At 69.9% G+C, this 22,544-nt stretch carries 20 protein-coding genes and 2 tRNA genes; 13 read left to right on the top strand and 9 right to left on the bottom strand.

Going from position 1 to position 22,544, the window contains the following annotated elements:
• Positions 1-100: 100 nt before the first annotated feature.
• The 3 genes from OG611_RS01035 to OG611_RS01025 are packed head-to-tail and all read left to right on the top strand — an operon-like array spanning position 101 to position 3,313.
• Entirely contained in the window at positions 101-1,846 is a 1,746-nt protein-coding gene (locus OG611_RS01035; RefSeq protein WP_266414586.1) for a TerD family protein, read from the top strand.
• A gap of 11 nt (positions 1,847-1,857) precedes the next feature.
• Complete coding sequence (locus OG611_RS01030) at positions 1,858-2,538, top strand: AIM24 family protein (RefSeq protein WP_189273532.1); 681 nt, start codon at positions 1,858-1,860, stop codon at positions 2,536-2,538.
• A 19-nt stretch (positions 2,539-2,557) separates the two neighbouring features.
• The gene (locus tag OG611_RS01025; protein WP_266414579.1) at positions 2,558-3,313 is read left to right on the top strand and encodes an AIM24 family protein; all 756 of its coding nucleotides are present in this window, start codon (positions 2,558-2,560) and stop codon (positions 3,311-3,313) included.
• Between the two features lie 81 nt (positions 3,314-3,394).
• Here the strand turns inward: OG611_RS01025 and OG611_RS01020 are convergent, their stop codons facing one another.
• Both OG611_RS01020 and OG611_RS01015 read right to left on the bottom strand, forming a co-directional pair.
• Entirely contained in the window at positions 3,395-3,943 is a 549-nt protein-coding gene (locus tag OG611_RS01020) for an NUDIX hydrolase (RefSeq protein ID WP_266414576.1), read from the bottom strand.
• A complete protein-coding gene (locus tag OG611_RS01015) occupies positions 3,940-5,409 on the bottom strand; it encodes a zinc-dependent metalloprotease (RefSeq protein ID WP_266414574.1) in 1,470 nt (489 codons plus the stop codon). The genes OG611_RS01020 and OG611_RS01015 overlap by 4 nt, the downstream gene beginning before the upstream one ends.
• A 193-nt stretch (positions 5,410-5,602) precedes the next feature.
• Here OG611_RS01015 and OG611_RS01010 point away from each other — a divergent pair, with 193 nt between their 5' ends.
• The 4 genes from OG611_RS01010 to OG611_RS00995 all read left to right on the top strand — a co-directional run bounded on the left by OG611_RS01010 (position 5,603) and on the right by OG611_RS00995 (position 8,856).
• The gene (locus tag OG611_RS01010) at positions 5,603-6,745 is read left to right on the top strand and encodes an SDR family oxidoreductase (protein WP_266414571.1); all 1,143 of its coding nucleotides are present in this window, start codon (positions 5,603-5,605) and stop codon (positions 6,743-6,745) included.
• A 117-nt stretch (positions 6,746-6,862) separates the two neighbouring features.
• Positions 6,863-7,324 (top strand): molybdenum cofactor biosynthesis protein MoaE, encoded by a 462-nt coding sequence (locus tag OG611_RS01005; RefSeq protein WP_266414568.1) that lies wholly within the window; start codon positions 6,863-6,865, stop codon positions 7,322-7,324.
• Between the two features lie 128 nt (positions 7,325-7,452).
• Positions 7,453-7,623 (top strand): hypothetical protein, encoded by a 171-nt coding sequence (locus OG611_RS01000; RefSeq protein ID WP_266414565.1) that lies wholly within the window; start codon positions 7,453-7,455, stop codon positions 7,621-7,623.
• 144 nt (positions 7,624-7,767) lie between these two features.
• On the top strand, positions 7,768-8,856 hold the full coding sequence (locus tag OG611_RS00995) for a PDZ domain-containing protein (RefSeq protein WP_266414562.1): 1,089 nt from the start codon (positions 7,768-7,770) through the stop codon (positions 8,854-8,856).
• Between the two features lie 29 nt (positions 8,857-8,885).
• On the opposite strand, the gene OG611_RS00990 is transcribed toward OG611_RS00995, so the two are convergent.
• Positions 8,886-9,446: a PPA1309 family protein gene (locus OG611_RS00990; protein WP_266414560.1), complete on the bottom strand. Its 561-nt coding sequence runs from the start codon at positions 9,444-9,446 to the stop codon at positions 8,886-8,888.
• Positions 9,447-9,583: 137 nt separating this feature from the next.
• On the opposite strand from OG611_RS00990, the gene OG611_RS00985 reads away from it, so the two are divergent.
• The 4 genes from OG611_RS00985 to OG611_RS00970 all read left to right on the top strand — a co-directional run bounded on the left by OG611_RS00985 (position 9,584) and on the right by OG611_RS00970 (position 15,146).
• Positions 9,584-12,526 carry a UPF0182 family protein gene (locus OG611_RS00985; protein ID WP_266425430.1) on the top strand — a complete coding sequence of 981 codons (2,943 nt, stop codon included), beginning with the start codon at positions 9,584-9,586 and terminating at the stop codon, positions 12,524-12,526.
• 52 nt (positions 12,527-12,578) lie between these two features.
• A tRNA-Met gene (locus OG611_RS00980) sits at positions 12,579-12,652 on the top strand.
• 213 nt (positions 12,653-12,865) lie between these two features.
• The gene (locus OG611_RS00975) at positions 12,866-14,968 is read left to right on the top strand and encodes a tetratricopeptide repeat protein (protein ID WP_266414557.1); all 2,103 of its coding nucleotides are present in this window, start codon (positions 12,866-12,868) and stop codon (positions 14,966-14,968) included.
• 104 nt (positions 14,969-15,072) lie between these two features.
• Positions 15,073-15,146 (top strand) — tRNA-Met (locus OG611_RS00970).
• A gap of 63 nt (positions 15,147-15,209) precedes the next feature.
• On the opposite strand, the gene OG611_RS00965 is transcribed toward OG611_RS00970, so the two are convergent.
• From OG611_RS00965 to OG611_RS00950, 4 genes are all read right to left on the bottom strand, one after another.
• Positions 15,210-16,349 carry an ABC transporter substrate-binding protein gene (locus tag OG611_RS00965; RefSeq protein ID WP_266414554.1) on the bottom strand — a complete coding sequence of 380 codons (1,140 nt, stop codon included), beginning with the start codon at positions 16,347-16,349 and terminating at the stop codon, positions 15,210-15,212.
• 32 nt (positions 16,350-16,381) lie between these two features.
• A complete protein-coding gene (locus OG611_RS00960; RefSeq protein ID WP_266414552.1) occupies positions 16,382-17,251 on the bottom strand; it encodes an ABC transporter permease in 870 nt (289 codons plus the stop codon).
• Positions 17,248-18,057, bottom strand: a complete 810-nt coding sequence (locus OG611_RS00955; RefSeq protein WP_266414550.1) for an ABC transporter ATP-binding protein — start codon at positions 18,055-18,057, stop codon at positions 17,248-17,250. Before OG611_RS00955 ends, OG611_RS00960 begins: the two co-directional genes overlap by 4 nt.
• 197 nt (positions 18,058-18,254) lie before the next feature.
• The gene (locus OG611_RS00950) at positions 18,255-18,674 is read right to left on the bottom strand and encodes a Fur family transcriptional regulator (protein ID WP_266414548.1); all 420 of its coding nucleotides are present in this window, start codon (positions 18,672-18,674) and stop codon (positions 18,255-18,257) included.
• Between the two features lie 161 nt (positions 18,675-18,835).
• Here OG611_RS00950 and OG611_RS00945 point away from each other — a divergent pair, with 161 nt between their 5' ends.
• Positions 18,836-20,287, top strand: coding sequence for a catalase (locus OG611_RS00945; RefSeq protein ID WP_266414546.1), 1,452 nt, complete (start codon positions 18,836-18,838; stop codon positions 20,285-20,287).
• A 64-nt stretch (positions 20,288-20,351) separates the two neighbouring features.
• Here the strand turns inward: OG611_RS00945 and OG611_RS00940 are convergent, their stop codons facing one another.
• Together OG611_RS00940 and hisN are read right to left on the bottom strand one after the other, a co-directional pair.
• Positions 20,352-20,765: a cyclic nucleotide-binding/CBS domain-containing protein gene (locus tag OG611_RS00940; protein WP_266414544.1), complete on the bottom strand. Its 414-nt coding sequence runs from the start codon at positions 20,763-20,765 to the stop codon at positions 20,352-20,354.
• Between the two features lie 203 nt (positions 20,766-20,968).
• Entirely contained in the window at positions 20,969-21,805 is an 837-nt protein-coding gene (gene hisN / locus OG611_RS00935; protein WP_266414542.1) for a histidinol-phosphatase, read from the bottom strand.
• Positions 21,806-21,936: 131 nt separating this feature from the next.
• Here hisN and OG611_RS00930 point away from each other — a divergent pair, with 131 nt between their 5' ends.
• Entirely contained in the window at positions 21,937-22,461 is a 525-nt protein-coding gene (locus tag OG611_RS00930; protein WP_323180066.1) for a TetR/AcrR family transcriptional regulator, read from the top strand.
• Positions 22,462-22,544: the final 83 nt, after the last annotated feature.

Here is a 22,544-nt window from a genome sequence, read left to right as displayed (position 1 = left end):
CGATTCTGTACCGGGTGTGTACCGACTTAGCTCGATGTCGGCGTTTGCGGTTAGCCTGGCGCGACGCATTCACATTCGGGATGGGGGACGGTCGTTACGCATGGCCAGGGAATTCCAACGCGGCCACAAGGCCAAGATCAGCGATCTCACGCCGGGGACGGATCTGTACGTAGGTGTGCAGATCGCCGGTCCGGGACTGACCTTTGACATCAGCTGCTTCGGCCTCGATGCCAATGAGCAGCTCTCCGACGACCGGTATTTCATCTTCTTCAATCAGCCTAAATCGCCCGAGGAGTCCATTCAGCTTCTCGGCACCCAGGCCGGTGACACCGAGTCGTTCCGCGTCACCCTGGACCGCATTCCGGCCAACATCCACAAGCTGTCGTTCACCGCGACGGTCGACGGGGCCGGGCAGATGTCCCAGATCGGCCCCGGATATATCCGGATCGTCGCAGGTGGCGAGGAAGTCGTCAGGTACGCCTTCAACGGTTCGGAGTTCACCACCGAGCGTGCGGTGATGCTGGGCGACTTCTACCTGAAGGACGTCTGGCGGTTCGCCGCGGTCGGCCAGGGCTTCGACGGCGGCCTGGAAGCGCTGCTGAAGAACTTCGGCGGCGAGGTCGCCGAGGAGGCGCCCGCCGCACCTCAACCGCAGGCGGCGGCTCCGTCGTTCGCCCCGCCCGCCCAGGCGGCCGCACCGGCGCCCGCCCCGTCCTTCGGGGCCCCGCCCGCACCGCAGCCGCCCCAGGCCCCGTCCTTCGGAGCTCCGGCCGCGCAGGCCCCGGCCCCCACACCGCAGCAGCAGATGCATACCGCGCCGACGATGGCGGCGCCGCTGGCACCGCACGGCGGCACGGTGCCGCCGCCCGCCCCCGCTCCGGCCCCGTACGGGCAGCCGGGCCAGCCGCCCCAGCAGCCGCAGTTCGGGCAGGTCCCCGGCCAGGCACCCCCGTACGGCCAGGCACCCCCCGCCGCCCCGTACGGCCAGCAGCCCCCCGCCCCGTACGGCCAGCAGCCCCCCGCCCCGTACGGCCAGCAGCCCCCCGCCCCGTACGGCCAGCAGCCCCCCGCCCCGTACGGCCAGCAGCCCCCCGCCCCGTACGGTCAGCAGGCCCCGGCCCCGTACGGTCAGCAGCCTCCCGGCATGCAGCCGCCCGGTGTGCCGCAGGGCGTGCCGCAGGCCGGTGCCGGTCTTCAGGCGGCACTCCAGCCGTACAAGGAGACGGCCACCGGCCAGCGCTGGACCCCGCAGAACCAGCAGCTCATGCGGGTCGACCTCACCATGGGCGGTACGCCCGTGCTCGCCCGCCAGGGCAGCATGGTGATGTACCAGGGCAAGGTCGACTTCAGCTACAAGGGTGCCGGTTTCGCCGGTCGCATCGTCGGCAACGCCACCGGCCAGGAGATGCAGCTGATGCGCTGCACCGGCCGCGGCCAGGTCTTCCTCGCCGAGGACGGCTCGCATCTGCACGCCATCGAGCTGCAGGGCGACGGCATCTGTGTCTCGGCGGAGAACGTCCTCGCCTTCGACGAGTCGCTGCAGCACGAGGTCCGCAGGATCGAGGGCCACGGCATCCCCGGTGGCGCCCTGTTCACCATGCAGTTCCAGGGCACCGGCACGGTCATCGTCAAGACCCACGGCGTCCCCGTCGTCCTGCCCGTCACGCCGACCACCTTCGCCGACTGCAACGCCGTCGTGGCCTGGTCGTCCGCGTCCCAGGTGATCATCTCCAGCCAGGTCCGGCTGCGCCGCAACGCGTATCCGGGACACAGCGGGGAGACCGTGAACCTCCAGTTCCGGGGAGCCCCCGGCAACTTCATCGTCGTCCAGCCCTACGAGGTCTGAGGGAGCCCGTCATGAATCAGCAACTCGCGGGCTACGCCCCGACCCCCGTCACGGCCCGTATGGAGAACCACGGCCGCACGATGCTCAAGGTCGCCATGGCCACCGGCCAGGACCTCTACGCACGTACCGGCTCGATGGTCGCGTACGAGGGCTTCATCCAGTACGAACCCAACCCGCCCGCCGTCCGGCAGATCGCCTCCCAGTGGATCACCGGCGAGGGCGCGCCGATCATGAAGTGCTCCGGCGACGGACTGCTCTACCTCGCCGACTACGGCGCCGATGTGGTCGTCATCAACCTCAACAACGACTCCCTCTCGGTCAACGGCACCAATGTCCTCGCCTTCGACGGACATCTCACCTGGGGCGTGGAGCGGGTCAAGGGCCTTGCCAAGTTCGCGGGCCAGGGCCTGTGGAACGTCTGCATCTCGGGCACCGGGTGGGTCGCCATCACCTCGCGCGGCACCCCGATCGTCGTCGACTGCGGACGCGGCGAGGACGAGACGTACGTCGACCCGGACGCCCTCGTGGCCTGGTCCCCGAACCTCAAGGTGAAGGGCAAGCGCAGCTTCAAGGCATCCTCGCTCATCGGGCGGGGCAGCGGCGAGGCGTACCAGATGGCTTTCTCCGGCCAGGGCATCGTCGTCGTGCAGCCGAGCGAGGACAGTACCGACCGCCTGCGGGTCCGGAACTGACGGGGGAGGAGAACACACCATGCAGAGTCCGCTTTTCAGCTACACGGAACAGCAGTCCCAGGACCGGTACACCGTCCAGAACCCGCAGCTCCTGCGGGTCTCGCTGACCGGCAGCGACGACGTCCTCGCCCGCAAGGGCGCCATGGTCGCGTACCAGGGTCTGATGGAGTTCGACGGCGAGTACCAGTCGCACGGGCAGCGCCGCGCCCGCGCGAACACCGGCGAAGGCCTCGACCTGATGCGCTGCTCCGGGCAGGGCACCGTCTACCTCGCCAACCTCGCGCAGTACATCCACGTCGTGGACGTCGACCGTGACGGCATCACGGTCGACAGCGCCTACGTCCTCGCGCTGGACTCCTCGCTGCACACCGAGGTCATCGCGGTGGACAGCCAGTACGGCATCTCGGGCACGGGGAAGTACCAGCTCAACATCTCCGGCACCGGCAAGGTCGCCCTGATGACCTCGGGCCAGCCGCTGATGATGCAGGTCACGCCGGACAAGTACGTCAACGCCGACGCCGACGCGATCGTCGCCTGGTCCAGCTCGCTGCGGGTGCAGATGCAGGCCCAGACGCATTCCTCGGGTGTCTGGCGGCGGAGCGGAAACACCGGCGAGGGCTGGGAGCTCAGCTTCCTCGGCCAGGGCTTCGCCCTCGTCCAGCCGAGCGAGGTGCTGCCCCCGCAGAACCACGAGATCGGCCAGGGCATCCGGGCCCAGTACGGGATGGGACAGCAGGGCGCCCACGGTCAGAACCAGAACAACTCCTGGAACTGAGCCACAGCGCACCGGCACGCACGGAACGGGTGAGGGGCGGTCTCCGCGGAGACCGCCCCTCACCCGTTCCGCAGGTCGCTCCTACCGGCGCCGCTCCAGGGCGGTGCGGGCGCGCTCCATCAGCCGTACGACCGATGTGTCGGCCACCGAAGCGACCTCGTCGTACGCGAACCAGCGCAGGTCCAGCGACTCGTCGCTGATCTGCTCCGTCGCGCCCGAGGGCGCCAGTGCCACGTACTGCACATCCAGGTGCCAGTGGCAGGGCGCGGGGATCGGGTGGCGGTCCAGCGTCACCGGGCCGCCCGTGAGCAGGGTCAGGCCGGTGATGCCGGACTCCTCGGTCGCTTCCCGCAGCGCCGCGGCGGCGAGCGAGGTGTCCTGCGGCTCGCAGTGACCGCCCATCTGCAGCCACATCCGCAGCTTGCGGTGGAGGGTGAGCAGGACCCGGCCGCGCTCCGGGTCGACGACCAGCGCGCTGGCCGTCAGATGGCCCGCTTCGCAGGCCTTCCACATGCCGTCGGGATGCCGCGCCAGATGGTCGAGATAGACCTGGCGCAGCTCACCCCGGTCCGGATCCGCAGGGCTGTCGTACCCCTTCAGTACGAGAACGGCGTCGTCGTGCAGGCTCACCGGTCGGTGTCGCCCTTGCCGTCGTCCTCGCGGCCCTCGGCCTCCCCGGTGCCGGGGGAGTCCTTGCCGTCCGTGTCCGCCGCGTCCGCGGCGGGCTTCTGCGGGCCCTTCGCGGCCTCGCCGAGCATCTTGTCCAGCTCGGAGAAGTCCAGCTGCTCGTGGTGCACAAAGCCGTCCGGATCGTCCAGGTCCTGGGCCGTCGGCAGCATGTCGGGGTGCTCCCACAGGGCGTCGCGCCCGTCGAGACCGCGCGCGTCGGTGAGGGTCGCCCACAGGCGCGAGGCGTCACGCAGCCGCCGCGGGCGCAGCTGGAGGCCGATGAGCGTGGCGAACGTCTGCTCGGCGGGACCACCGGAGGCGCGGCGCCTGCGCATCGTCTCGCGCAGCGCGTCCGCCGAGGTCAGGCGGGACTTCGCGGCCTCGTGGACCACGGCGTCCACCCAGCCCTCGACGAGTGCGAGCGCCGTCTCCAGCCGGGCCAGGGCGGCCTTCTGCTCAGGCGTGTCCTCCGGCTGGAACATGCCCTGCTGAAGGGCGTCCTGGAGCTGCTCGGGCTGCGACGGGTCGAACTGGCCGACCACGTCCTCCAGCTTGCTGGTGTCGACCTTGATGCCGCGCGCATACCCCTCGACGGCGCCGAACAGATGCGAGCGCAGCCACGGAACATGGGCGAAGAGGCGCTGGTGCGCGGCCTCGCGCAGGGCGAGATACAGCCGCACCTCGTCCTGCGGCACGCTGAGGTCCTTGCCGAACCTCTCCACGTTCAGCGGCAGCAGCGCGGCCTTGCCCGCGGGGCCCAGCGGGAGGCCGATGTCGGTCGAACCGACGACCTCGCCCGCCAGCACGCCGACGGCCTGCCCGATCTGCTGGCCGAACATCGCGCCGCCCATCGACCGCATCATGCCGATCAGCGGGCCGGCCATCGCCTGCATCTCCTCGGGCAGCACGTCGCCCATGGCGAGACCGACGCGCTCCGCCACCGGGTCGACCAGCTTCTGCCAGGCAGGAAGGGACGCCTCGACCCACTCCGCACGGCTCCACGCCACGGTCGAGACCGAACCGGAGGGCAGCGACGTCACGCCGTCCAGCCAGACGTCGGCGAGACGCAGCGCCTCGTCGACCGCGGACCGCTCGGACGGGCCGACGCTGGCGTCCTTCGTGCCGTCCGGCGTACCCTGCGAGACCGTCTGGCGGGCGATTTGCTTGGCCATGTCCCAGTTCACCGGACCGCCCTCGTAGCTCAGCATCTGGCCGAGCTGCTGGAAGGCGGCACCCAGGTCATTGGGGTTCATCGAGCCGAACATCGCCGCGAACGGGTTGTCCCCGCCCGCGCCGGGCCCGAAGCCGAACGGGTTCGCCGGCCCGCCCGAGCCCTGCCCACCTCCGGTGGGGTCCTTCTTCTTGCCCTCGTCGCCGTTGTCCGGCTCCTCCGGCGGAAGGCCGAATCCGAATGGGGTGTCACTCACGGGGTTTCCTCGGCTCGTAGGGCCGTCGGCTCGAACCGACGGCGACTGCCCGACATCACCATCCAGCGTAGACACCAAAAGTCCGCTTAGGGCCTCAGTGCTCCGCCGGCTCCCGGCCTGCGGCAGGATGGACGCCACCTGGTACGCACGCGTCATTCGGGTACGTACTGAAGACAACCGCTGGAGACGCCCGGTGAGTTCCCCAGATCCTCAGGTTCGCGCAGCGCGAAACCTGTCCGCCCCCTCGACCGAGAACAAACCAGAAAAGAGCCGCTCCAGGAGCCGTGGCCCCGTCGTCGCGGTCACCGGAGCCGCGGGGGGTGTGGGCGAGCTGCTCACCGCACGCCTCGCGGCATCCGAGGAGATCAAGCAGGTCATCGCCATCGATGAACGCCGCGGAGAGGTCTCCGAGGCGACCTGGCACATCCTCGACGTGCGCGACCCCGCCATCGCGGAGAAGCTGCGCGGCGCAGATGTCGTTGTGCATCTCGCACTCGATCTGGACCTGGAGACCGACCCCGCCGCCCGCACCGCCTACAACGTGCGGGGCACCCAGACGGTGCTGACGGCCGCCGCCGCCGTCGGCGTCCACCGGGTCGTGCTGTGCACATCGGCGATGGTCTACGGGGCGCTGCCCGACAACGACATCCCGCTCGCCGAGGACGCCGAACTGCGCGCCACGGCCGAGGCCACCGGCGTCGGCGACCTCCTGGAGATCGAACGGCTGGGCCGCCGAGCGCCCCGCGCCCACCCCGGGCTCAACGTGACCGTGGTCCGGCCCACCGTCCTGGTAGGCGGCACGGACACCGCGTTGACCCGCTACTTCGAGTCGCCGCGCCTCCTGGTCGTCGCCGGATCGCGTCCCACCTGGCAGTTCTGCCATGTCGACGACCTGGTCACGGCCCTGGAGTACGCCGCGCTGGAGAAGATCGACGGCGAGTTCGCAGTCGGCTGCGACGGCTGGCTGGAGCAGGAGGAGGTCGAGGAGCTCAGCGGCGTCCGCCGGATGGAGCTGCCCTCCGCCGTGGCCCTGGGCGCCGCCGCCCGGCTGCACCGGATCGGCCTCACCCCGTCCCCGGCGGGCGATCTGGCGTACACGATGCACCCCTGGGTGGTCAGCGTGAGCCGACTGCACGACGTGGGATGGCGCCCGAGCTGGACCAACGAGGAAGTGCTCGCCGCGCTCCTCGAAGAGGTCGAGGGCCGGCACACCGTCGCCGGACGCCGCCTCGGCCGCAAGGACGCCACCGCGGCGGGTGCCGCCGGTGCGACCGTGGCACTGCTCGGCACCGCCGCCCTGGTCCGCCGCGCCCGCAAGGCCCGCCGCCGCATCTGAGGGCTGTCGGGGCCATGCCCTCCCGAGGACTTCTGTAGAAGGCTCCAAGGTCAGGGGCGGCCCGCCGGTGGAAAGCGCTATTCCGCCTTGTCGGTGCCGTACGGCACCATGGGCCCCATGGCACCCACCAACGAGCACCCCGGCGAGCGGGCGGCAGGCGACCCCGTCCGGCTGCTGGAGATCCGCGACACCCCGCTGTCGGTCGACGAGATCTTCCGGGCCGTGGGGGACGACGCCGCGGGCGGCACGGCGCTCTTCGTCGGCACGGTGCGCAACCACGACGGCGGTCAGGACGTCGGCGGGCTCGGGTATTCCTGTCACCCCTCGGCGCAGGACGAGATGCGCCGGGTGGCCGAGAAGGTCGTCGCGGATTTCCCGGTCCGGGCGCTGGCCGCGGTCCACCGGGTGGGTGACCTCCAAGTGGGCGATCTCGCCGTGGTCGTCGCCGTCTCCTGTCCGCACCGTGCCGAGGCGTTCGCGGCCTGCCGCAAGCTCATCGACGACCTCAAGCACGAGGTCCCGATCTGGAAGCATCAGCGTTTTTCGGACGGCACCGAGGAATGGGTCGGAGCCTGCTGAGCGCAAGCCGGCCGGGAGGCCGTCCGGCCCGATTTGCGTAACCCCACCCCTGCCGTGAGCGTTGGTTCCGCAGACGGTTAATCTGCTGATCGGTCTGTTGCGGTCGCTCATGGCGTAGGGAGGTCGTAATGGCAGCACTCGCCTGGTTGTTGATTCCGCTTTTTGCTGCGCTCGGCGCTGCGATATGGGGAAGCTGGGCCGCCAGAAACCGAACGACCGGCGATGTCTCCGAACTCGCCGGCTATGCCAGGTTCCGTGAGGCGATGGAGAAGCCGCACTCCGGTTCCGATGCCGTCTGACGCTTCATCGCGCGTACGCAGTCGCCAATCCTGCATCGCGGCTCCGGCTGCCGACGCCCCCCCGCGCAGCCCACGCCCGATTTCCCGCCCCGCACGGACCGGCCCCGGCGGTGCACTGACAGACCCTTCCCGTACTGTCGTTCCATGCCACGCCGCACCGCGACGATGCTCGCCTCCACCCTGATCCTCATCGCGCTGCTCTGCGCAGGCGTGCTGATCAAAGTGCCGTATTCGGAGATGTCTCCCGGGCCGACCGTGAACACCCTCGGCAAGGTCGGCGGCGAACCCGTCCTGCAGATTTCCGGGCACCAGACGTACCCGACGACCGGCAACCTCAATATGACGACGGTCAGAGTCACCGGTGCCGACTACAGCATGAATCTCGTCGAGTCCGTCTACGGCTGGCTGGCACACGACAGCGTGGTCGTGCCGCACGACACCCTCTACCCCGACGGCAAGACCGAACAGCAGTCGACGCAGGAGAACGCCGAGGAGTTCAGCCAGTCCCAGGAGAGCGCCAAGGTCGCCGCGCTGACCGAACTGGGCATCCCGGTGTCGTCGCGCGTCGTGGTCTCCACGGTGGTCAAGGACAGCCCCGCCCAGGGCAAGCTGCACGCGGGCGATGTGATCAAGCAGGTCGACGGCACGCCCGTCGAGCAGCCCCAGGACGTCGCGAAGCTCGTCACCCGCCGCGACCCCGGCGAGAAGGTCACGTTCACGATCATCCCGGCCCGGACGGCACAGGCGGCCGAGAAGGCCGGCAAGGAGCCCAAGGGCAGCCGGAAGATCGTCATCACCACCGCGAAGGCCCCCAAGGAGAACCGCGCGATCGTCGGCATCCAGGCCGGAACGGACCACACGTTCCCGTTCCGGATCGACATCAAGCTCGCCGACGTCGGCGGCCCGAGCGCCGGTCTGATGTTCTCACTGGGCATCGTCGACAAGCTGACGCCCGGCAATCTCACGGGCGGCAAGTTCGTCGCGGGCACCGGCACGATCGACGACAAGGGCAAGGTCGGCCCGATCGGCGGCATCAACATGAAGCTGGTCGGCGCGCGAAACGCCGGCGCCAGGTACTTCCTGACGCCGGACGAGAACTGCAAGGCCGCCGCCTCCGACACCCCGAGCGGACTCACGCTGGTGAAGGTGAAGACGATCGACGACGCGAAGAAGTCGCTGGAGAAGATCCGGGTGGGGGACACGGCCGGGCTGCCGAGCTGCTCGGCAGGCTGACCGCGCCCCCTCGGGGGAACGCGACGGGGTCAGGCCTCGAAGGTCGCGGCCAGCGCGTCGGCCAGGCCCGGCACCAGACCGGCGCCGGTCCGCACCTCGCTCGGGGCGTCCTTCGCGCGAAGCCGTACGGCCGACTCGCGCGTGCCGTCCCGGAGGACTGCCACGGTCATCCGCACCTCCTGACGTTCCGGGTGCTTGGCGACCCACTTGGTCAGCTGCGCGTCGCTGAGCCCTTCGGGCACGGAGGCCTCGGCGGACGGCGGCAGCATCAGCCGCTCCACCGTCATCGCGCACCCGATCACCGCGTCGGGCCAGGCGATCGTGGCGAGGAACTCGTCCAGGGCAGTGCCCGGCGGCAGCTCGTCCTGCTCGATGGGGGTCAGTGAGGAAGTCGGGGATTCGGCGCTGTCCAGACCGAGCTGGGCGGCGAGACCGGGCTCCTGGACGTGCAGCCGGGCGGTGTCGACCAGGGCGAAGAGCCGGGCCGGCTGGTCCCAGCCGAGGCCGGAGATGTACTCGTCGATTTCGAGCACGGCGACGGTGAGCGGGCTCGCGGCCATCGGAGGGCCTGAGGGGGAAACGTTGGGCATGCTCAATATCCTGCCTCCTTCCGCCCCGGGAACGGGAACTAGGTAAAGCCTCAGTAAGTTGCATAGGTGGGCTCTACGATCGCTGGGCCCGCTTCACACGACCCGCGAACTTCGAGGTGCGCACGTTGGCTTTCCAGATGCCGGACCGCGGCGGAGGCCCGACCGGGCCACGGATCAGAGTCGGCCGCCCGTCCCGGCGCGCCCGTACCCTGCTCATGACACTGGGCGTCCTGGCGGTTCTCGCCATGGCGTTCGTCATGTTCGCCGGGTTCTGGACGGACTGGCTCTGGTACCGGTCGGTCGACTATTCGTCCGTCTTCACCACCACCCTGTGGACCAAGATCGGGCTGTTCCTCGTCTTCGGACTGCTGATGGCAGTCGCCGTCGGCCTGAACATCTGGCTCGCGCACCGGCTCCGGCCGCCGCTGAGCGCGATGTCGCTGGAACAGCAGAGCCTGGACCGCTACCGGATGAGCCTCGCCCCGTACAAGAAGTGGGTGCTGCTCGCGATCACCGCGCTCGTCGGGCTGATCGCCGGAGCATCCGCCTCCGGCCAGTGGCGTACCTGGCTGATGTACGTGAACGGCGTGGCGTTCGGGCAGAAGGACCCCCAGTTCCATCTGGACGTGTCCTTCTACGCCTTCGACCTGCCCTGGTACCGCTTCCTGCTGGGCTTCGGCTTCGCGGCCACGGTGCTCTCGCTGATCGCCGCCGCGATGACCCACTACCTGTACGGCGGTCTGCGCGTCACCAGCCCCGGAGCGCGGGCGACCGGCGCGGCCACCGGCCATCTGTCGGTGCTGCTCGGTGTCTTCGTCTCGCTGAAGGCCGTGGCCTACTGGCTCGACCGGTACGGCCTGGCCGTGAAGTCCAGCGACTTCAAGGCCACGGACAACTGGACGGGCCTGCGGTACGTCGACGCCAACGCCTATCTGCCGGCGAAGACCATCCTGTTCTGCATCGCCGCGATCTGCGCCGTGCTGTTCTTCGCGACGCTCTGGCGCCGCACCTGGCAGCTCCCGGTGATCGGCTTCGGCCTGATGGTGCTCTCGGCGATCCTGATCGGCGGGCTGTACCCGGCGATCGTGCAGAAGTTCCAGGTCCAGCCGAACGAGCAGGCCAAGGAAGCCCCGTTCATCCGGAAGAACATCGAAGCGACGCGTGACGCGTACGACATCGACAACGCGCAGGTCGACGACTACTCGGGCAAGAGCACGACGGACGACGACACCAAGCTGCGCGCGAGCGCGAACGAGGCCGCCAGCTACCGGGTGATGGACCCCAACGTCGTCTCCCCGGCCTTCCAGCAGCTCCAGCAGAAGAGGAACTACTACCAGTTCCCCAAGACGCTGGACGTGGACCGCTACAAGGACGCCGCCGGCAAGGACCAGGACACGGTCATCGGTCTGCGCGAGCTCAACCTCGACGGCATCCCCAAGCGCAACTGGATCAACGACCACTTCACCTACACCCACGGCTACGGCGCCATCGCGGCCCGGGGCACGACGACCGGCAAGAACCCGAAGGGTTCCCCGGACTTCACCGAGTCCGGCCTGCCGACCAGCGGTGACCTCGGCAAGTACGAGCAGCAGATCTACTACGGCGAGAAGACCGAGCAGTACTCCATCGTCGGCGGGCCCCAGAAGGAGCTCGACTACGAGGAGGACGGCGAGAAGACCACCAGCTACAAGGGCAACAGCGGGGTCAGTCTCTCCAACGCCTTCAACCGCGCCGCGTACGCCGTCTCGTTCAGCGAGCCGCAGATCCTCTACTCGGGAGCCATCGGCGAGGGTTCGCGGATTCTCTACAACCGCACGCCCAAGGAGCGCGTCGAGGCGGTCGCCCCGTGGCTGACCATCGACGGCGACGCCTACCCGGCCGTGGTGAACGGCCGCATCCAGTGGGTCGTCGACGCGTACACCACCACCAACGGCTACCCGTACGCCTCCCGTACGACGCTCGGCGACACCACGGCCGACTCGCTGACCACCAACCAGCGTGCGGTCGTCGCCCAGCAGAACCAGGTCAACTACATCCGCAACTCGGTGAAGGCCACCGTCGACGCGTACGACGGCAAGGTCAAGCTCTACGAGTGGGACACCGAGGACCCGGTCCTCAAGACTTGGCGCAAGGCGTTCCCGGGGACCGTGGAGCCCAGGGCGGACATCCCGCAGGAGCTCATGGACCACCTGCGGTACCCGCAGGACCTGTTCAAGGTGCAGCGCGAGCTGCTCACCCGATACCACGTCACGAACCCCGCGCAGTTCTACAGCGGCAGTGACGCGTGGCAGGTCCCGGACGACCCGACCAACAAGGAGTCCGGTGCCGTCCCGCCGTACTACCTGAGCATAAAGATGCCGGACCAGACGGCCCAGAAGTTCTCGCTGACGACGACGTTCACCCCGAAGGGGCGGCCCGACCTCGGGGCGTTCATGGCGGTGGACGCGGACGCGGCCAGCAAGGACTACGGCACGATAAGACTGCTGAGAGTCACCACCACGGTGAAGGGCCCCGGGCAGGTACAGAGCGAGCTCAACGGCAACGACGACGTCGCCGAGTTCGTGAGAAACCTGAAGGGAACCGACTCCGACATCGAGTACGGCAACCTGCTGACCGTGCCGCTCGAAGGGGGCTTCCTCTACATCGAGCCGGTGTATACGCGCGGTGGCACGCAGAACTATCCGCTGCTGCGCAAGGTCGCCGCTTCGTACGGGTCGAAGACCGTCTTCGAGAACAGCCTCGGGGAGGCGCTCAACGCGGTCTTCGGGGTGACGGACTCCGGCACCACCCCGCCGGAGACCACCAGACCGCCGGGCACCACGGAGCCGCCGGCCACCGGTGACGCGGCGCTGAAGAAGGCGATCGCGGACGCGCAGAAGGCCTACGCGGAGGGCGAGGCGGCCCTGAAGAAGCAGGACTGGACCGCCTACGGCAAGGCCCAGGCGGATCTGCAGGACGCGTTGCAGCGTGCGGCGGCGGCCCAGCCCAAGTCGGGCAGTGCGAACAGCGCCAACGGCGCAGACAGCGCGAACAGTTCGGACAAAAAGGGCGAACCGGCCAGCGCTGACAGCGGTGGCTGAGTAACCCGGTAAAGGCTCACCCCCGCGTCGTGGTACTGTTTCAACACAACGACGCGGGGTGGAGCAGCTCGGTAGCTCGCTGGGCTCATAACCCAGAGGTCGCAGGTTCAAATCCTGTCCCCGCTACTGAAAGACGAAGGCCCGGATCCTTTCGAGGATCCGGGCCTTCGTCGTGTCATGACGACTTTCTTGTGCAGGGTGCGTGAAGTGCGGTTCGCGGGGCACGAGTTGGGTCCGGACGTGTTTGACTTATCTCTCTGTGGGCATGTCGACAAAACGCTGAAGTGACCTCACTGGCCGCGGCATACCAGGTGTGCGCGGGTTGCAGGTGGTGCGACGATGGTATTTATGGGGGACAGGGCAACTCTGTTGGAGACAGGGCGGTTTGTGCAGCATCGCGGTTATCGGCCGGGTAACGCGATGAATGCGGCTTTTGGTGGTATCACCGCGGAGAACAACGAGACCACTGACACACCTGAGAAGCCCGAGACACCTGAGATCATCAAGGCGACCGAGACTGCCGAGACTGCGGGGTGTGCCGCGACCGTCGAGAGCACGGAGTTCACAGAGAGCACGGGAAGCGCGGGGGCCGTCGGGGCCACGGAGACTCCCGGGAGCGCCGAGAGCCCGGAGAGCGCCGAGAGTGAGGCGCGTCACCGTCGCGCCGCGGACGCCGGGGACACCGCGTCGATGAGCGTCCTCGGCGCCCTGCTGCTGCGCCGCGGTGATCTGGACGGCGCCGAACCCTATCTGCGCGGGGCCACCGCGGACGGCGACCGGGCCGCGGCCAACAACCTGGGCGTCCTCCTCCATCAGCGCGGATACGTCGACGACGCGGCCGGCTGGTGGCGCATCGCCGCCGTCGCGGGGTCCGCCGCCGCCGCGCACGCCCTGGGCCGCCACTACCGGGAGCGCGGCGACGAGCCCGGCGCCGAGTACTGGCTGCGGCAGTCCGCCGAGCAGGGGCACGCGCTGGGCGCGTACGCCCTGGCCGACCTGCTGGAACACCGCAGCGACGTCGGCGCGGAACGCTGGCTGCGGGCCGCCGCCGAGCAGGGGCACCGGGAAGCCGCGTACCGCCTCGCGCGCATGCTGGACCGCAACACCGCCGACGATCCGCACGACGCCTTCGGCCGCCCGGGGCTGGGCTCCGGCGCGGGCGACCGGCCCGGTGCGCCCGGCCGTTCCGCGGTGCGCAAGGACGACGGCCCGGTGGCGGGTCCGGCGACCGGGCGCGTGGGCGAGGCCGAGCAGTGGTACCGGCAGGCCGCCGCGCGCGGCCACCGGCGTGCCGCCCTCCACCTCGGCGCCATCCTCGAACAGCGCGGCGAGCCCAAGGAGGCCGGCCGGTGGTACCTCATCTCCGCGAAGGCGGGCGAGGCACGCGCCGCCTGCGCTCTCGGCTTCCTGCTGCGTGACGCGGGCGACGAGGAGAGCGCCGCCGTGTGGTGGCTGCGCGCCGCCCAGGACGGCGACGGGAACGCCGCCAACGCCCTGGGCGCCCTGCACGCGGCCCGGGGCGAGCAGCAGACCGCCGAACGTTGGTACCGCGCCGCCATGGACGCGGGCGATGTCAACGGCGCCTACAACCTGGGCCTGCTCTGCGCGGCCCAGGACCGTACACCGCAGGCCGAGCAGTGGTACCGCCGTGCCGCGTACGCGGGCCACCGCGAGGCCGCCAACGCGCTGGCCGTGCTCCTGCTCCAGGCGGGCGACGCGACCGGTGCCGAGCCCTGGTTCTCCAAGGCGGCCGAGGCGGGCAGCGTCGACGCGGCGTTCAACCTGGGCATCCTGTACGCCGGGCGCGACGAGGACCGTACGGCACTGGTCTGGTACGAGCGTGCCGCGGCGGCCGGCCACACCGAGGCCGCCCTCCAGGTCGGCATGGCCCTGCTGCACCACGGCGAGGAGCAGGAGGCGGAGCGTCATCTGCGCTGCGCGGCGGGCGGCGGCAGCGCGGAGGCCGCCTTCCGGCTGGCCGGGGTGCTGGACTCGCGGCAGCCGCCGCCCGGCCCTCCCGCGCTCGGCGAGCCGATGCCGGAGAAGACCGAGTGCGAGGAGTGGTACGAGCGGGCCGCCGAGCAGGGGCACCGCCGCGCCCAGGTGCGGGTCGGCATGCTCGCCGCGGCCCGTGGCGACGTGGACAGCGCCGCCCGCTGGTACCGCGAGGCCGCCGAGTCGGGCAGCCGCAACGGCGCCTTCAACCTCGGGCTGCTGCTCGCCCGCGAGGGCAGCGAGCGCGAGGCGGCGCTGTGGTGGAGCCGGGCCGCGAACGACGGGCACGGTCGGGCCGCCCTGCGCCTCGCCCTGCTGGCCGCCCGCCGGGGCGAGCTCACCGAGGGGCAGCGCTGGTGTGCGCGGGCGGTCGAGTTGGGCCCGGCGGAGGTCGCCGAGCGGGCTGCCCGGCTGCGCGAGGCGCTGCACCAGGAGCTGACCGCATAGGGCTGTGCAGGGCTGCGCAGGACCATGCGCAGCCCGTCGGCCCCGGGCGCCGGAACGGATTTGCGCTGGTCGGGAGCGGTGACGTACAGTTCTAAACACAACGACGCGGGGTGGAGCAGCTCGGTAGCTCGCTGGGCTCATAACCCAGAGGTCGCAGGTTCAAATCCTGTCCCCGCTACTGAAGACAGAAGGCCGGATCCTTTCAGAGGATCCGGCCTTCTGTGCATGCGCTGCGCGTGAGTCAGGGCTTGTGGCCCACCGCCTCCGCGTACATCGCCCGGTCGACGGCCTTCGCCTCGGGCACCGAGGCGCCCTTCGAGACGCCCGAATCGGCGTACGCCTCCTGCAGCCGGTCCGTCGTGCCTTTCCGTATCTCCCAGTCCATCCGCATCGACGGGGTCGACCGCAGCGTGGCCCGGTCGGTCTTCAGCAGCTTCGCCAGCTCGGCGACGAAGCCGGGATCGGACTTGTAGTCGCCGGCGAAGTAGGTGTTCACCGTCCGGATGTAGGCGCGGAGAAAGGCGACCCCCGCGTCCGGGTCCTTGTTCAGCGGTGTCGGGCCGAAGAGCAGGCCGCCGAGCGGTTCGCCGACGGGCTGGCCTCCCAGGAACGCGTACTTCCGGTCGCCGTCCACCTTGCGCCAGATCGGGTCGAGCAGCCAGGCCGAGTCCACGCCGCCGTTCTGCAGTGCGGTCAGCACATCCGCGGAGCCGAGCTGCTGGAAGCTGATCCTGTCGAGGCCGCCGCCGTGCTTCTTCAGGGAGGTGTCCATCGGGTACGCGATGACCGACCCCTTGCCGATCATGGTGCCCAGCTTCCGGCCCGCCATCTCGACGTGATCGGCGTTCTCGCCGTCCTTGAGCCGCACCCACAGGCCGCTCTTGGAGGTGGGGTCGGGGGAGAAGTTCCCCGCGACCCACTTGATGTCGAAGCCGCCGTTGATGCCGTTCATCACGGCTGCCTCGGGAGCCGCCCACTGGGCGTCCACATCGCCCTTGGCGAGCAGCGGCAGGGCGTCCGGGGTGGGCAGCACTTTCAGTTCGACGTCCAGCCCCTCTTTCGCGAACTCGCCCTTCGCCACCGCGACCTGGAGCGGAGCGACGTACTCCGCGCTCAGGGTGCCGGTGGCGACGATGATCTTCCGCTTCTTCGTCAGGGGCCGGGCCGCCGGGGCGCCCTTGTCGCAGCGGGCCGCCTTCCGGCCGGGGGCGAGGTCGGCCGGGTCGGTCCAGCTGCCGGCGCCACAGCCCGCGACGGGCCTGACGGTGCGCGGCGCGGCGGCGCCGTCGCCGCCGGAGTCGTGCCCGGCGCAGCCCGCCGCGCCGAGCAGGGATGCCGTGACGAGCACGACGATGCGGGTGAAGGGGATGTGGGTACGCACAGTGCCTCCGTACGAAGAGCGTGGGGAGCCGTTCAGGACCGACTGCGGCCGCGGTCGCGCGGGGCCCACGGGGTGAGCAGCCGCCCGGCGATCCGCACCGCTTCGGAGAAGACGACACCGAGGACCGCCACACACACGATGCCGACGAACATCACGTCGTTCTGGAACAGCGCCCGGGAGTCGAAGATCAGATGACCGAGACCGTCGGCCGCGGCGATCTGTTCGGAGGCGACGATGACGAGCACGGCCACCCCTGCCGCGATCCGTGCCCCGACCAGGACCGCGGGCAGCGACGCGGGCAGCAGCACATGACGGAACATCTGCCAGGGCGAGGCGCCGAAGACCTGACCGGCATCACGGTGGCCGACCGGGACGGCGAGCACGGCCGCCATGGTGGAGATCCAGACGAAGAAGAAGACGGTCGCGGCGACCAGGGCGATCTGCGGTCCTTCACCGAGGCCGAACATATTGAGGAAGACCGGCAGCAGGGCCAGCTTCGGCACGACGTACAGGGCGTCGAGCAACGGCTCCAGCGCCGCCCGTACGAGGGAGAGCGAGCCCATCAGCAGGCCGAGCGCGTACCCCGAGACGGTGCCGATCGCGTAGCCGCCGAGGACCCGCTTGAGCGTGGCCCATACATCCGGCCACAGTTCACCGGCGCCCGCCCGGTCCAAGCCGTCCGCCAGGATGGTGGAGGGGGCCGGGTAGACCCGGTCGTCGATCCAGGACTGTGCGGCGGCCAGTTGCCAGAGCAGCACGAGGAGCAGCGGTACGGCGACGGCGAGCGCGATCTCCAGGGCGCGGCGCCTGCGGTGGGTGCGTACCGGACGCAGCTCCTGCGGGCCCGGCCTGCGGATCAGGACGCCGTCGTCGGGCTTCGTGGCGTTCACGGCGACGGTCATGCCGGGACCGCCTCCCTGTGCACCTCGCCACGCAGGAGTTCCCACAACTCGCTCTTCAGCGCGGTGAATTCGGGTGCCGACCGGACTGTGCCGGTGCGCGGCCGGTCGAACGGCGGGCGGCGCTCGGCGATGATCCGCCCCGGTCGGGCGGACATCACCAGCACCCTGTCCCCGAGCACGATCGCTTCTTCGAGGCTGTGGGTGATGAAGAGGGTGGTGGTACGGGTGTTCTGGGTGAGGTCCAGCAGCTCGTCCTGGAGGATGGTGCGCAGCTGGGCGTCGAGCGCCGCGAACGGCTCGTCCATCAGCAGTATCTCGGGTTCGACGGCGAGGGCACGGGCGATTGCGACCCGTTGCCGCATCCCGCCGGAGAGGGCGGCCGGATACGCCCCCGCGAAGTCGGAGAGCCCCATCCGGGCCAGCCAGTCGCGCGCCCTGACGTCGGCCTCCTTGCGCGGTACGCGCTGGATGTCGAGACCGAACCGGACATTGGCGAGCACGGTCTTCCAGTCGTAGATGCCGTAGTCCTGGAAGATCATCGCCGCCGGACGGGGTGAGGCCGTACGGATGGACAGCTCGCCGGAGCTGGGGCGGAGCAGTCCGGCGGCGATCCTGAGCAGCGTGGACTTGCCGCAGCCGGACGGGCCGACGATGCAGGTGAACTCGCCCGGCGAGACGGAGAGATCGAGCGGGCCGAGGGCGGACAGGGCCTTGGCGCCGCGCCCGAACGAGCGGCTGAGCGCGTCGGCGCGGAGTTTGGGACTGGTGGCTGCGGTGGTCGGTGGGGTCGGGTGCGGATCTCCCACGGGTCTCTCCTCGCGCGTATCGAGGTGCGGATCCGCCGCGGGGCGGACGTGATCGCCGCAGACGATATGACTACCCGTCAGATTCGGGAAGGGGGTGCGCACGTGCCGATGGCGGGGAGGCGTGTCGCCCGCTGCGAGGATTCACGCGAAAGGCCCCGGTGCGCGTGATGCTCGCACCGGGGCCTTCGCCGGGTGGATCAGGTCGTCGCGGCGCAGTTCGGGCAGATGCCCCGGTAGGTCACCTCGACGCCGGACACCGTGAAGCCGAAGCGCTCGGCGCTCGGCAGATCCGCCATCGGGTCGCCGGCCGGGTGCACGTCGCGGATCGTGCCGCAGCTCGCGCAGACGAGGTGGTGGTGGGGCCGGTGCGCGTTCGGGTCGTAACGCTTGGCGCGGCGGTCCGTGGAGACCTCTATGACCTCGCCGAGCGTCACCATCTCGCCCAGCGTGTTGTAGACGGTGGCGCGGGAGATCTCGGGCAGCTTGGCCACGGCCCGCGCGTGGACCTCGTCGGCCGTCAGGTGCACATGGTCCCCGTCGAGGACCTCGGCCACGACGCGCCGCTGCGCAGTCATGCGCCAGCCGCGTCCGCGAAGTCGTTCCAACAGGTCACTCATAGAAACAAGCCTAACAGTGAAGGGACCAGGTCCCGAACGGGTGTGACTTTGGATGTTCACTTGACTTGGACTAAGTCCATTGTAGGATCGGCATCGGCATACGCCAAGGGACAGGCTGTGCAGGACAAGACGAATGTGCAGGAACGACGCAGGAGGCGCACGTGACGCAGGGACCGCTCACCACGGAGGCCGGCGCGCCGGTCGCCGACAACCAGAACAGCCAGACCGCGGGCGTCGGCGGTCCCGTCCTGGTACAGGACCAGTCGCTGATGGAGAAGCTCGCGCACTTCAACCGTGAGCGCATTCCGGAGCGCATCGTGCACGCCCGCGGCGCCGGCGCGTACGGCACGTTCACGCTGACCCGCGACGTCTCGCAGTGGACGCGGGCGAAGTTCCTCTCCGAGGTCGGCAAGCAGACCGAGACCTTCCTGCGCTTCTCGACCGTCGCAGGCAACCTCGGCTCGGCCGACGCGGTGCGCGACCCCCGCGGTTTCGCGCTGAAGTTCTACACCGAGGAGGGCAACTACGACCTCGTCGGCAACAACACCCCGGTGTTCTTCATCAAGGACGCCATCAAGTTCCCGGACTTCATCCACACCCAGAAGCGCGACCCGTACACCGGCTCGCAGGAGGCGGACAACGTCTGGGACTTCTGGGGTCTGTCGCCCGAGTCCACCCACCAGGTGACCTGGCTCTTCGGCGACCGGGGCATCCCGGCCACGCTGCGCCACATGAACGGGTACGGCTCGCACACGTTCCAGTGGAACAACGAGGCCGGCGAGGTCTTCTGGGTCAAGTACCACTTCAAGACCGACCAGGGCATCAAGAACCTCACCCAGGCCGAGGCCAACAAGCTCGCCGGTGAGGACCCGGACAGCCACCAGCGCGATCTGCGCGAAGCGATCGAGCGCGGCGACTTCCCGTCCTGGACGGTGCAGGTCCAGATCATGCCGGCGGCCGAGGCGGCCACGTACCGCTTCAACCCGTTCGACCTCACCAAGGTGTGGCCGCACGCGGACTACCCGCCGATCGAGATCGGGAAGCTGGAGCTCAACCGCAACCCGGAGAACGTCTTCGCGGAGACCGAGCAGTCGATCTTCAGCCCCGCGCACTTCGTGCCGGGCATCGGTCCGTCCCCCGACAAGATGCTCCAGGGCCGCCTCTTCGCGTACGGCGACGCCCACCGCTACCGCGTCGGCATCAACGCCGACCACCTGCCGGTGAACCGTCCGCACGCCACCGAGGCGCGCACCCACGGCCGTGACGGCTACCTGTACGACGGCCGCCACAAGGGCGCGAAGAACTACGAGCCGAACAGCTTCGGCGGTCCGGTCCAGACCGACCGCCCGCTGTGGGGGCCCGCCACCGTCACCGGTGAGGTCGCCACGCACGCGGCTCCGAGCCACGCCGAGGACAACGACTTCGTGCAGGCCGGAAACCTCTACCGGCTCTACTCCGAGGACGAGAAGGCGCGGCTTATCGACAACCTTGCCGGGTTCATCGCCAAGGTGTCGCGCGATGACATCGCCGAGCGCGCGATCAACAACTTCCGCCAGGCGGACGGCGACTTCGGCAAGCGTCTGGAGGCCGCGGTCCAGGCCCTTCGCGGCTGAGCCGGGCGACTGTCGTCGGCGGTGGGCCGGTCTCCCCTTCGGGGGAGGCCGGCCCACCGGTCGTTCACGGGGCCCAGTCGATGAGTTGCGCGTGGTGGCGGCGCCTGGTGGGTGCCCAGCAGCGCAGGATGTCGCGGACGGAGACGATGCCCACGGGCCCGTGGTCGTCCAGCACGATCAGGTGGCGGAACCCGCCGTGTGTCATGGCCTCCGCAGCCTCTTCCAGGGTCCAGGTGGGGGCGGCGAAGACCACATCGGTGGTGGTGTGGGTGGCGGCGGTCTCGGCATCCGGATCCTGGCCGGAGCCGACGGCGTTGAGGATGTCGCGTTCGGTGAGGATGCCGAGTCCGCTGTTGTCCTTGTCGAGGACGACCGCGGCCCCGATATGGCGGACCGACATCAGACGGGCGGCCTGGCGGAGTGTATGGGCGGGGCCGATGGTGAGGACCAGCGTGCTCATGGCGTCACGGACGAGCATGAAAGGAGCCACCTCCTTGGTGAAAAGGCCGCGTGAGCCGATTCACAAATTCACAAGCGGGGGGACTCTCAGAGTTGCACCGATGCGTGGACGGAACAAGGGGGGCGAAGTAGCCCGAAGGGCGCGCGACGGCGCGCGACGCCCTTCGGTGACGTGATCCGGTGACGTGATCCCGGTCGGCGGTGCCGGTCGGTGGTGCCGACTCAGTAGCGCTGGTTCAGGTAGCCGAGCAGCTCGTGGTGGAGCAGCCCGTTCGAGGCCGCGGCGTTGCCGCCGCCCGGACCGGAGACCCCGTCCAGGCTGGTGAACTTCCCGCCCGCCTCCTGGACGATGATGGCGTTGGCGGCCATGTCCCAGAGCGAGAGCTCCGGCTCCGCGCAGATGTCCACCGATCCCTCGGCGACCATCATGTACGGCCAGAAGTCCCCGTACCCGCGGGTGCGCCAGCAGGCCCTGGTCAGATCCAGGAATCCGTCGAGGCGGCCCTGCTCCTCCCAGCCGCTCAGCGACGCGTACGCGAACGAGGAGTCGGCGATCCGCTCGACCTTCGACACCTGGATCCGGGTCGCGGAGGTCAGACTGCGGCCGGAGAACGCGCCCGCCCCCTTCGCCGCCCACCAGCGCCGGTTCAGCGCGGGCGCGGACACCACGCCGACCACCGGCTGGAAGCCTCCCCCACTCTCGGCTCCGCTCGAGCGGGAGGTACCCCCTCCGCCGGCCTCCATCAGCGAGATCAGCGTCGCCCAGACCGGCACGCCGCGCACGTAGTTCTTGGTGCCGTCGATCGGGTCGATCACCCAGCGCCGGGGACCGGTGCCCTCGATCCCGAATTCCTCGCCCAGAATCGCGTCGCGCGGGCGGGCCCGATGGAGGTGGCCGCGGATCAGTTCCTCGGCGGCCTTGTCGGCCTCGCTCACCGGCGTCATGTCCGGCTTGGTCTCGACCTTGAGGTCGAGAGCCTTGAACCGGTCCATCGTCGCCGCGTCGGCGGCGTCCGCCAGAACATGGGCAAGGCGCAGATCATCGTGGTAATCGGGCATGCCGTCACAGTATCGATCACAGGTGGGCAGGGCTACAGGAGCCTGGAGCCGCGCGGACCATTGACAGTCCCCGGGAGCGGGTCAACTCTGGGACGCGCAGCCCTCGGGCCTGCCCGGCGCAGGAGGCGACGATGCCCACAGCGCGAGACGTACTGCTGGACGCCGCCCTCTCGGCGCTGGCGACCCTGCCCTGGACATCGGTGCGCATGGTTGACGTGGCGTACGCCGCCGGCGTCTCCCGGCAGACCCTCTACAACGAGTTCGGCGGCAAGGACGGCCTGGCCCGTGCCCTGGTCCGCGATGCCGCCGACGGCTATCTGGCCGGTGTCGAGCTGGCGCTGGGGTCGGCCGGCGGTACGGAGGACGGGCTGGCCGCCGTGGCTGCCTGGACCGTCCGGGCCGTACGTACGAACGTGCTGGTCAAGGCCCTGCTCACCGGGTGCTGGAACGAGCGGTTGCCCCGCCCCGCACCCCCTGCGGCCGGGTGCGCGTTCCCGGTGCCCGGCCGGCGGTGGGCCGACCCGGGGCCGCCGACCCCCGCCGAACTGCTCCGCCGGGCCGGCGAACGCGCGGTGCAGCCTTCGACGGGGGACGGCCGACGCACGACCCGGAAGCACTGGCCGCGACCTGCGAGATCGCGTTGCGACTCGCCCTGAGCTACGCGCTGGTGCCCGCGCCTTCGGGGGCGGACGGAGAGACGGCACCGCTGGTACGCCATGTGGTGGCGGGGGCTCCGGGC

The organism is Streptomyces sp. NBC_01363 (genome assembly GCF_026340595.1).
In the GTDB taxonomy this organism is placed as follows: Bacteria; Actinomycetota; Actinomycetes; order Streptomycetales; family Streptomycetaceae; genus Streptomyces.
Note: the sequence above shows the minus strand (reverse complement) of the source record. Positions and strands in the feature narration are given on the sequence as shown.

What these genes read in the sequence shown, in the direction of transcription:
- OG611_RS00990 (WP_266414560.1), bottom strand. Translation starts at nt 9,446, where the DNA reads ATGCCCAACGTTTCCCCCTCAGGCCCTCCGATGGCCGCGAGCCCGCTC.
- OG611_RS00975 (WP_266414557.1), top strand. Translation starts at nt 12,866, where the DNA reads ATGGTATTTATGGGGGACAGGGCAACTCTGTTGGAGACAGGGCGGTTT.
- OG611_RS00940 (WP_266414544.1), bottom strand. Translation starts at nt 20,765, where the DNA reads ATGCTCGTCCGTGACGCCATGAGCACGCTGGTCCTCACCATCGGCCCC.
- OG611_RS01035 (WP_266414586.1), top strand. Translation starts at nt 101, where the DNA reads ATGGCCAGGGAATTCCAACGCGGCCACAAGGCCAAGATCAGCGATCTC.
- OG611_RS00995 (WP_266414562.1), top strand. Translation starts at nt 7,768, where the DNA reads ATGCCACGCCGCACCGCGACGATGCTCGCCTCCACCCTGATCCTCATC.
- OG611_RS01000 (WP_266414565.1), top strand. Translation starts at nt 7,453, where the DNA reads ATGGCAGCACTCGCCTGGTTGTTGATTCCGCTTTTTGCTGCGCTCGGC.
- OG611_RS00930 (WP_323180066.1), top strand. Translation starts at nt 21,937, where the DNA reads ATGCCCACAGCGCGAGACGTACTGCTGGACGCCGCCCTCTCGGCGCTG.
- OG611_RS00960 (WP_266414552.1), bottom strand. Translation starts at nt 17,251, where the DNA reads ATGACCGTCGCCGTGAACGCCACGAAGCCCGACGACGGCGTCCTGATC.
- OG611_RS01005 (WP_266414568.1), top strand. Translation starts at nt 6,863, where the DNA reads ATGGCACCCACCAACGAGCACCCCGGCGAGCGGGCGGCAGGCGACCCC.
- hisN (WP_266414542.1), bottom strand. Translation starts at nt 21,805, where the DNA reads ATGCCCGATTACCACGATGATCTGCGCCTTGCCCATGTTCTGGCGGAC.
- OG611_RS01025 (WP_266414579.1), top strand. Translation starts at nt 2,558, where the DNA reads ATGCAGAGTCCGCTTTTCAGCTACACGGAACAGCAGTCCCAGGACCGG.
- OG611_RS00950 (WP_266414548.1), bottom strand. Translation starts at nt 18,674, where the DNA reads ATGAGTGACCTGTTGGAACGACTTCGCGGACGCGGCTGGCGCATGACT.
- OG611_RS00985 (WP_266425430.1), top strand. Translation starts at nt 9,584, where the DNA reads ATGCCGGACCGCGGCGGAGGCCCGACCGGGCCACGGATCAGAGTCGGC.
- OG611_RS01030 (WP_189273532.1), top strand. Translation starts at nt 1,858, where the DNA reads ATGAATCAGCAACTCGCGGGCTACGCCCCGACCCCCGTCACGGCCCGT.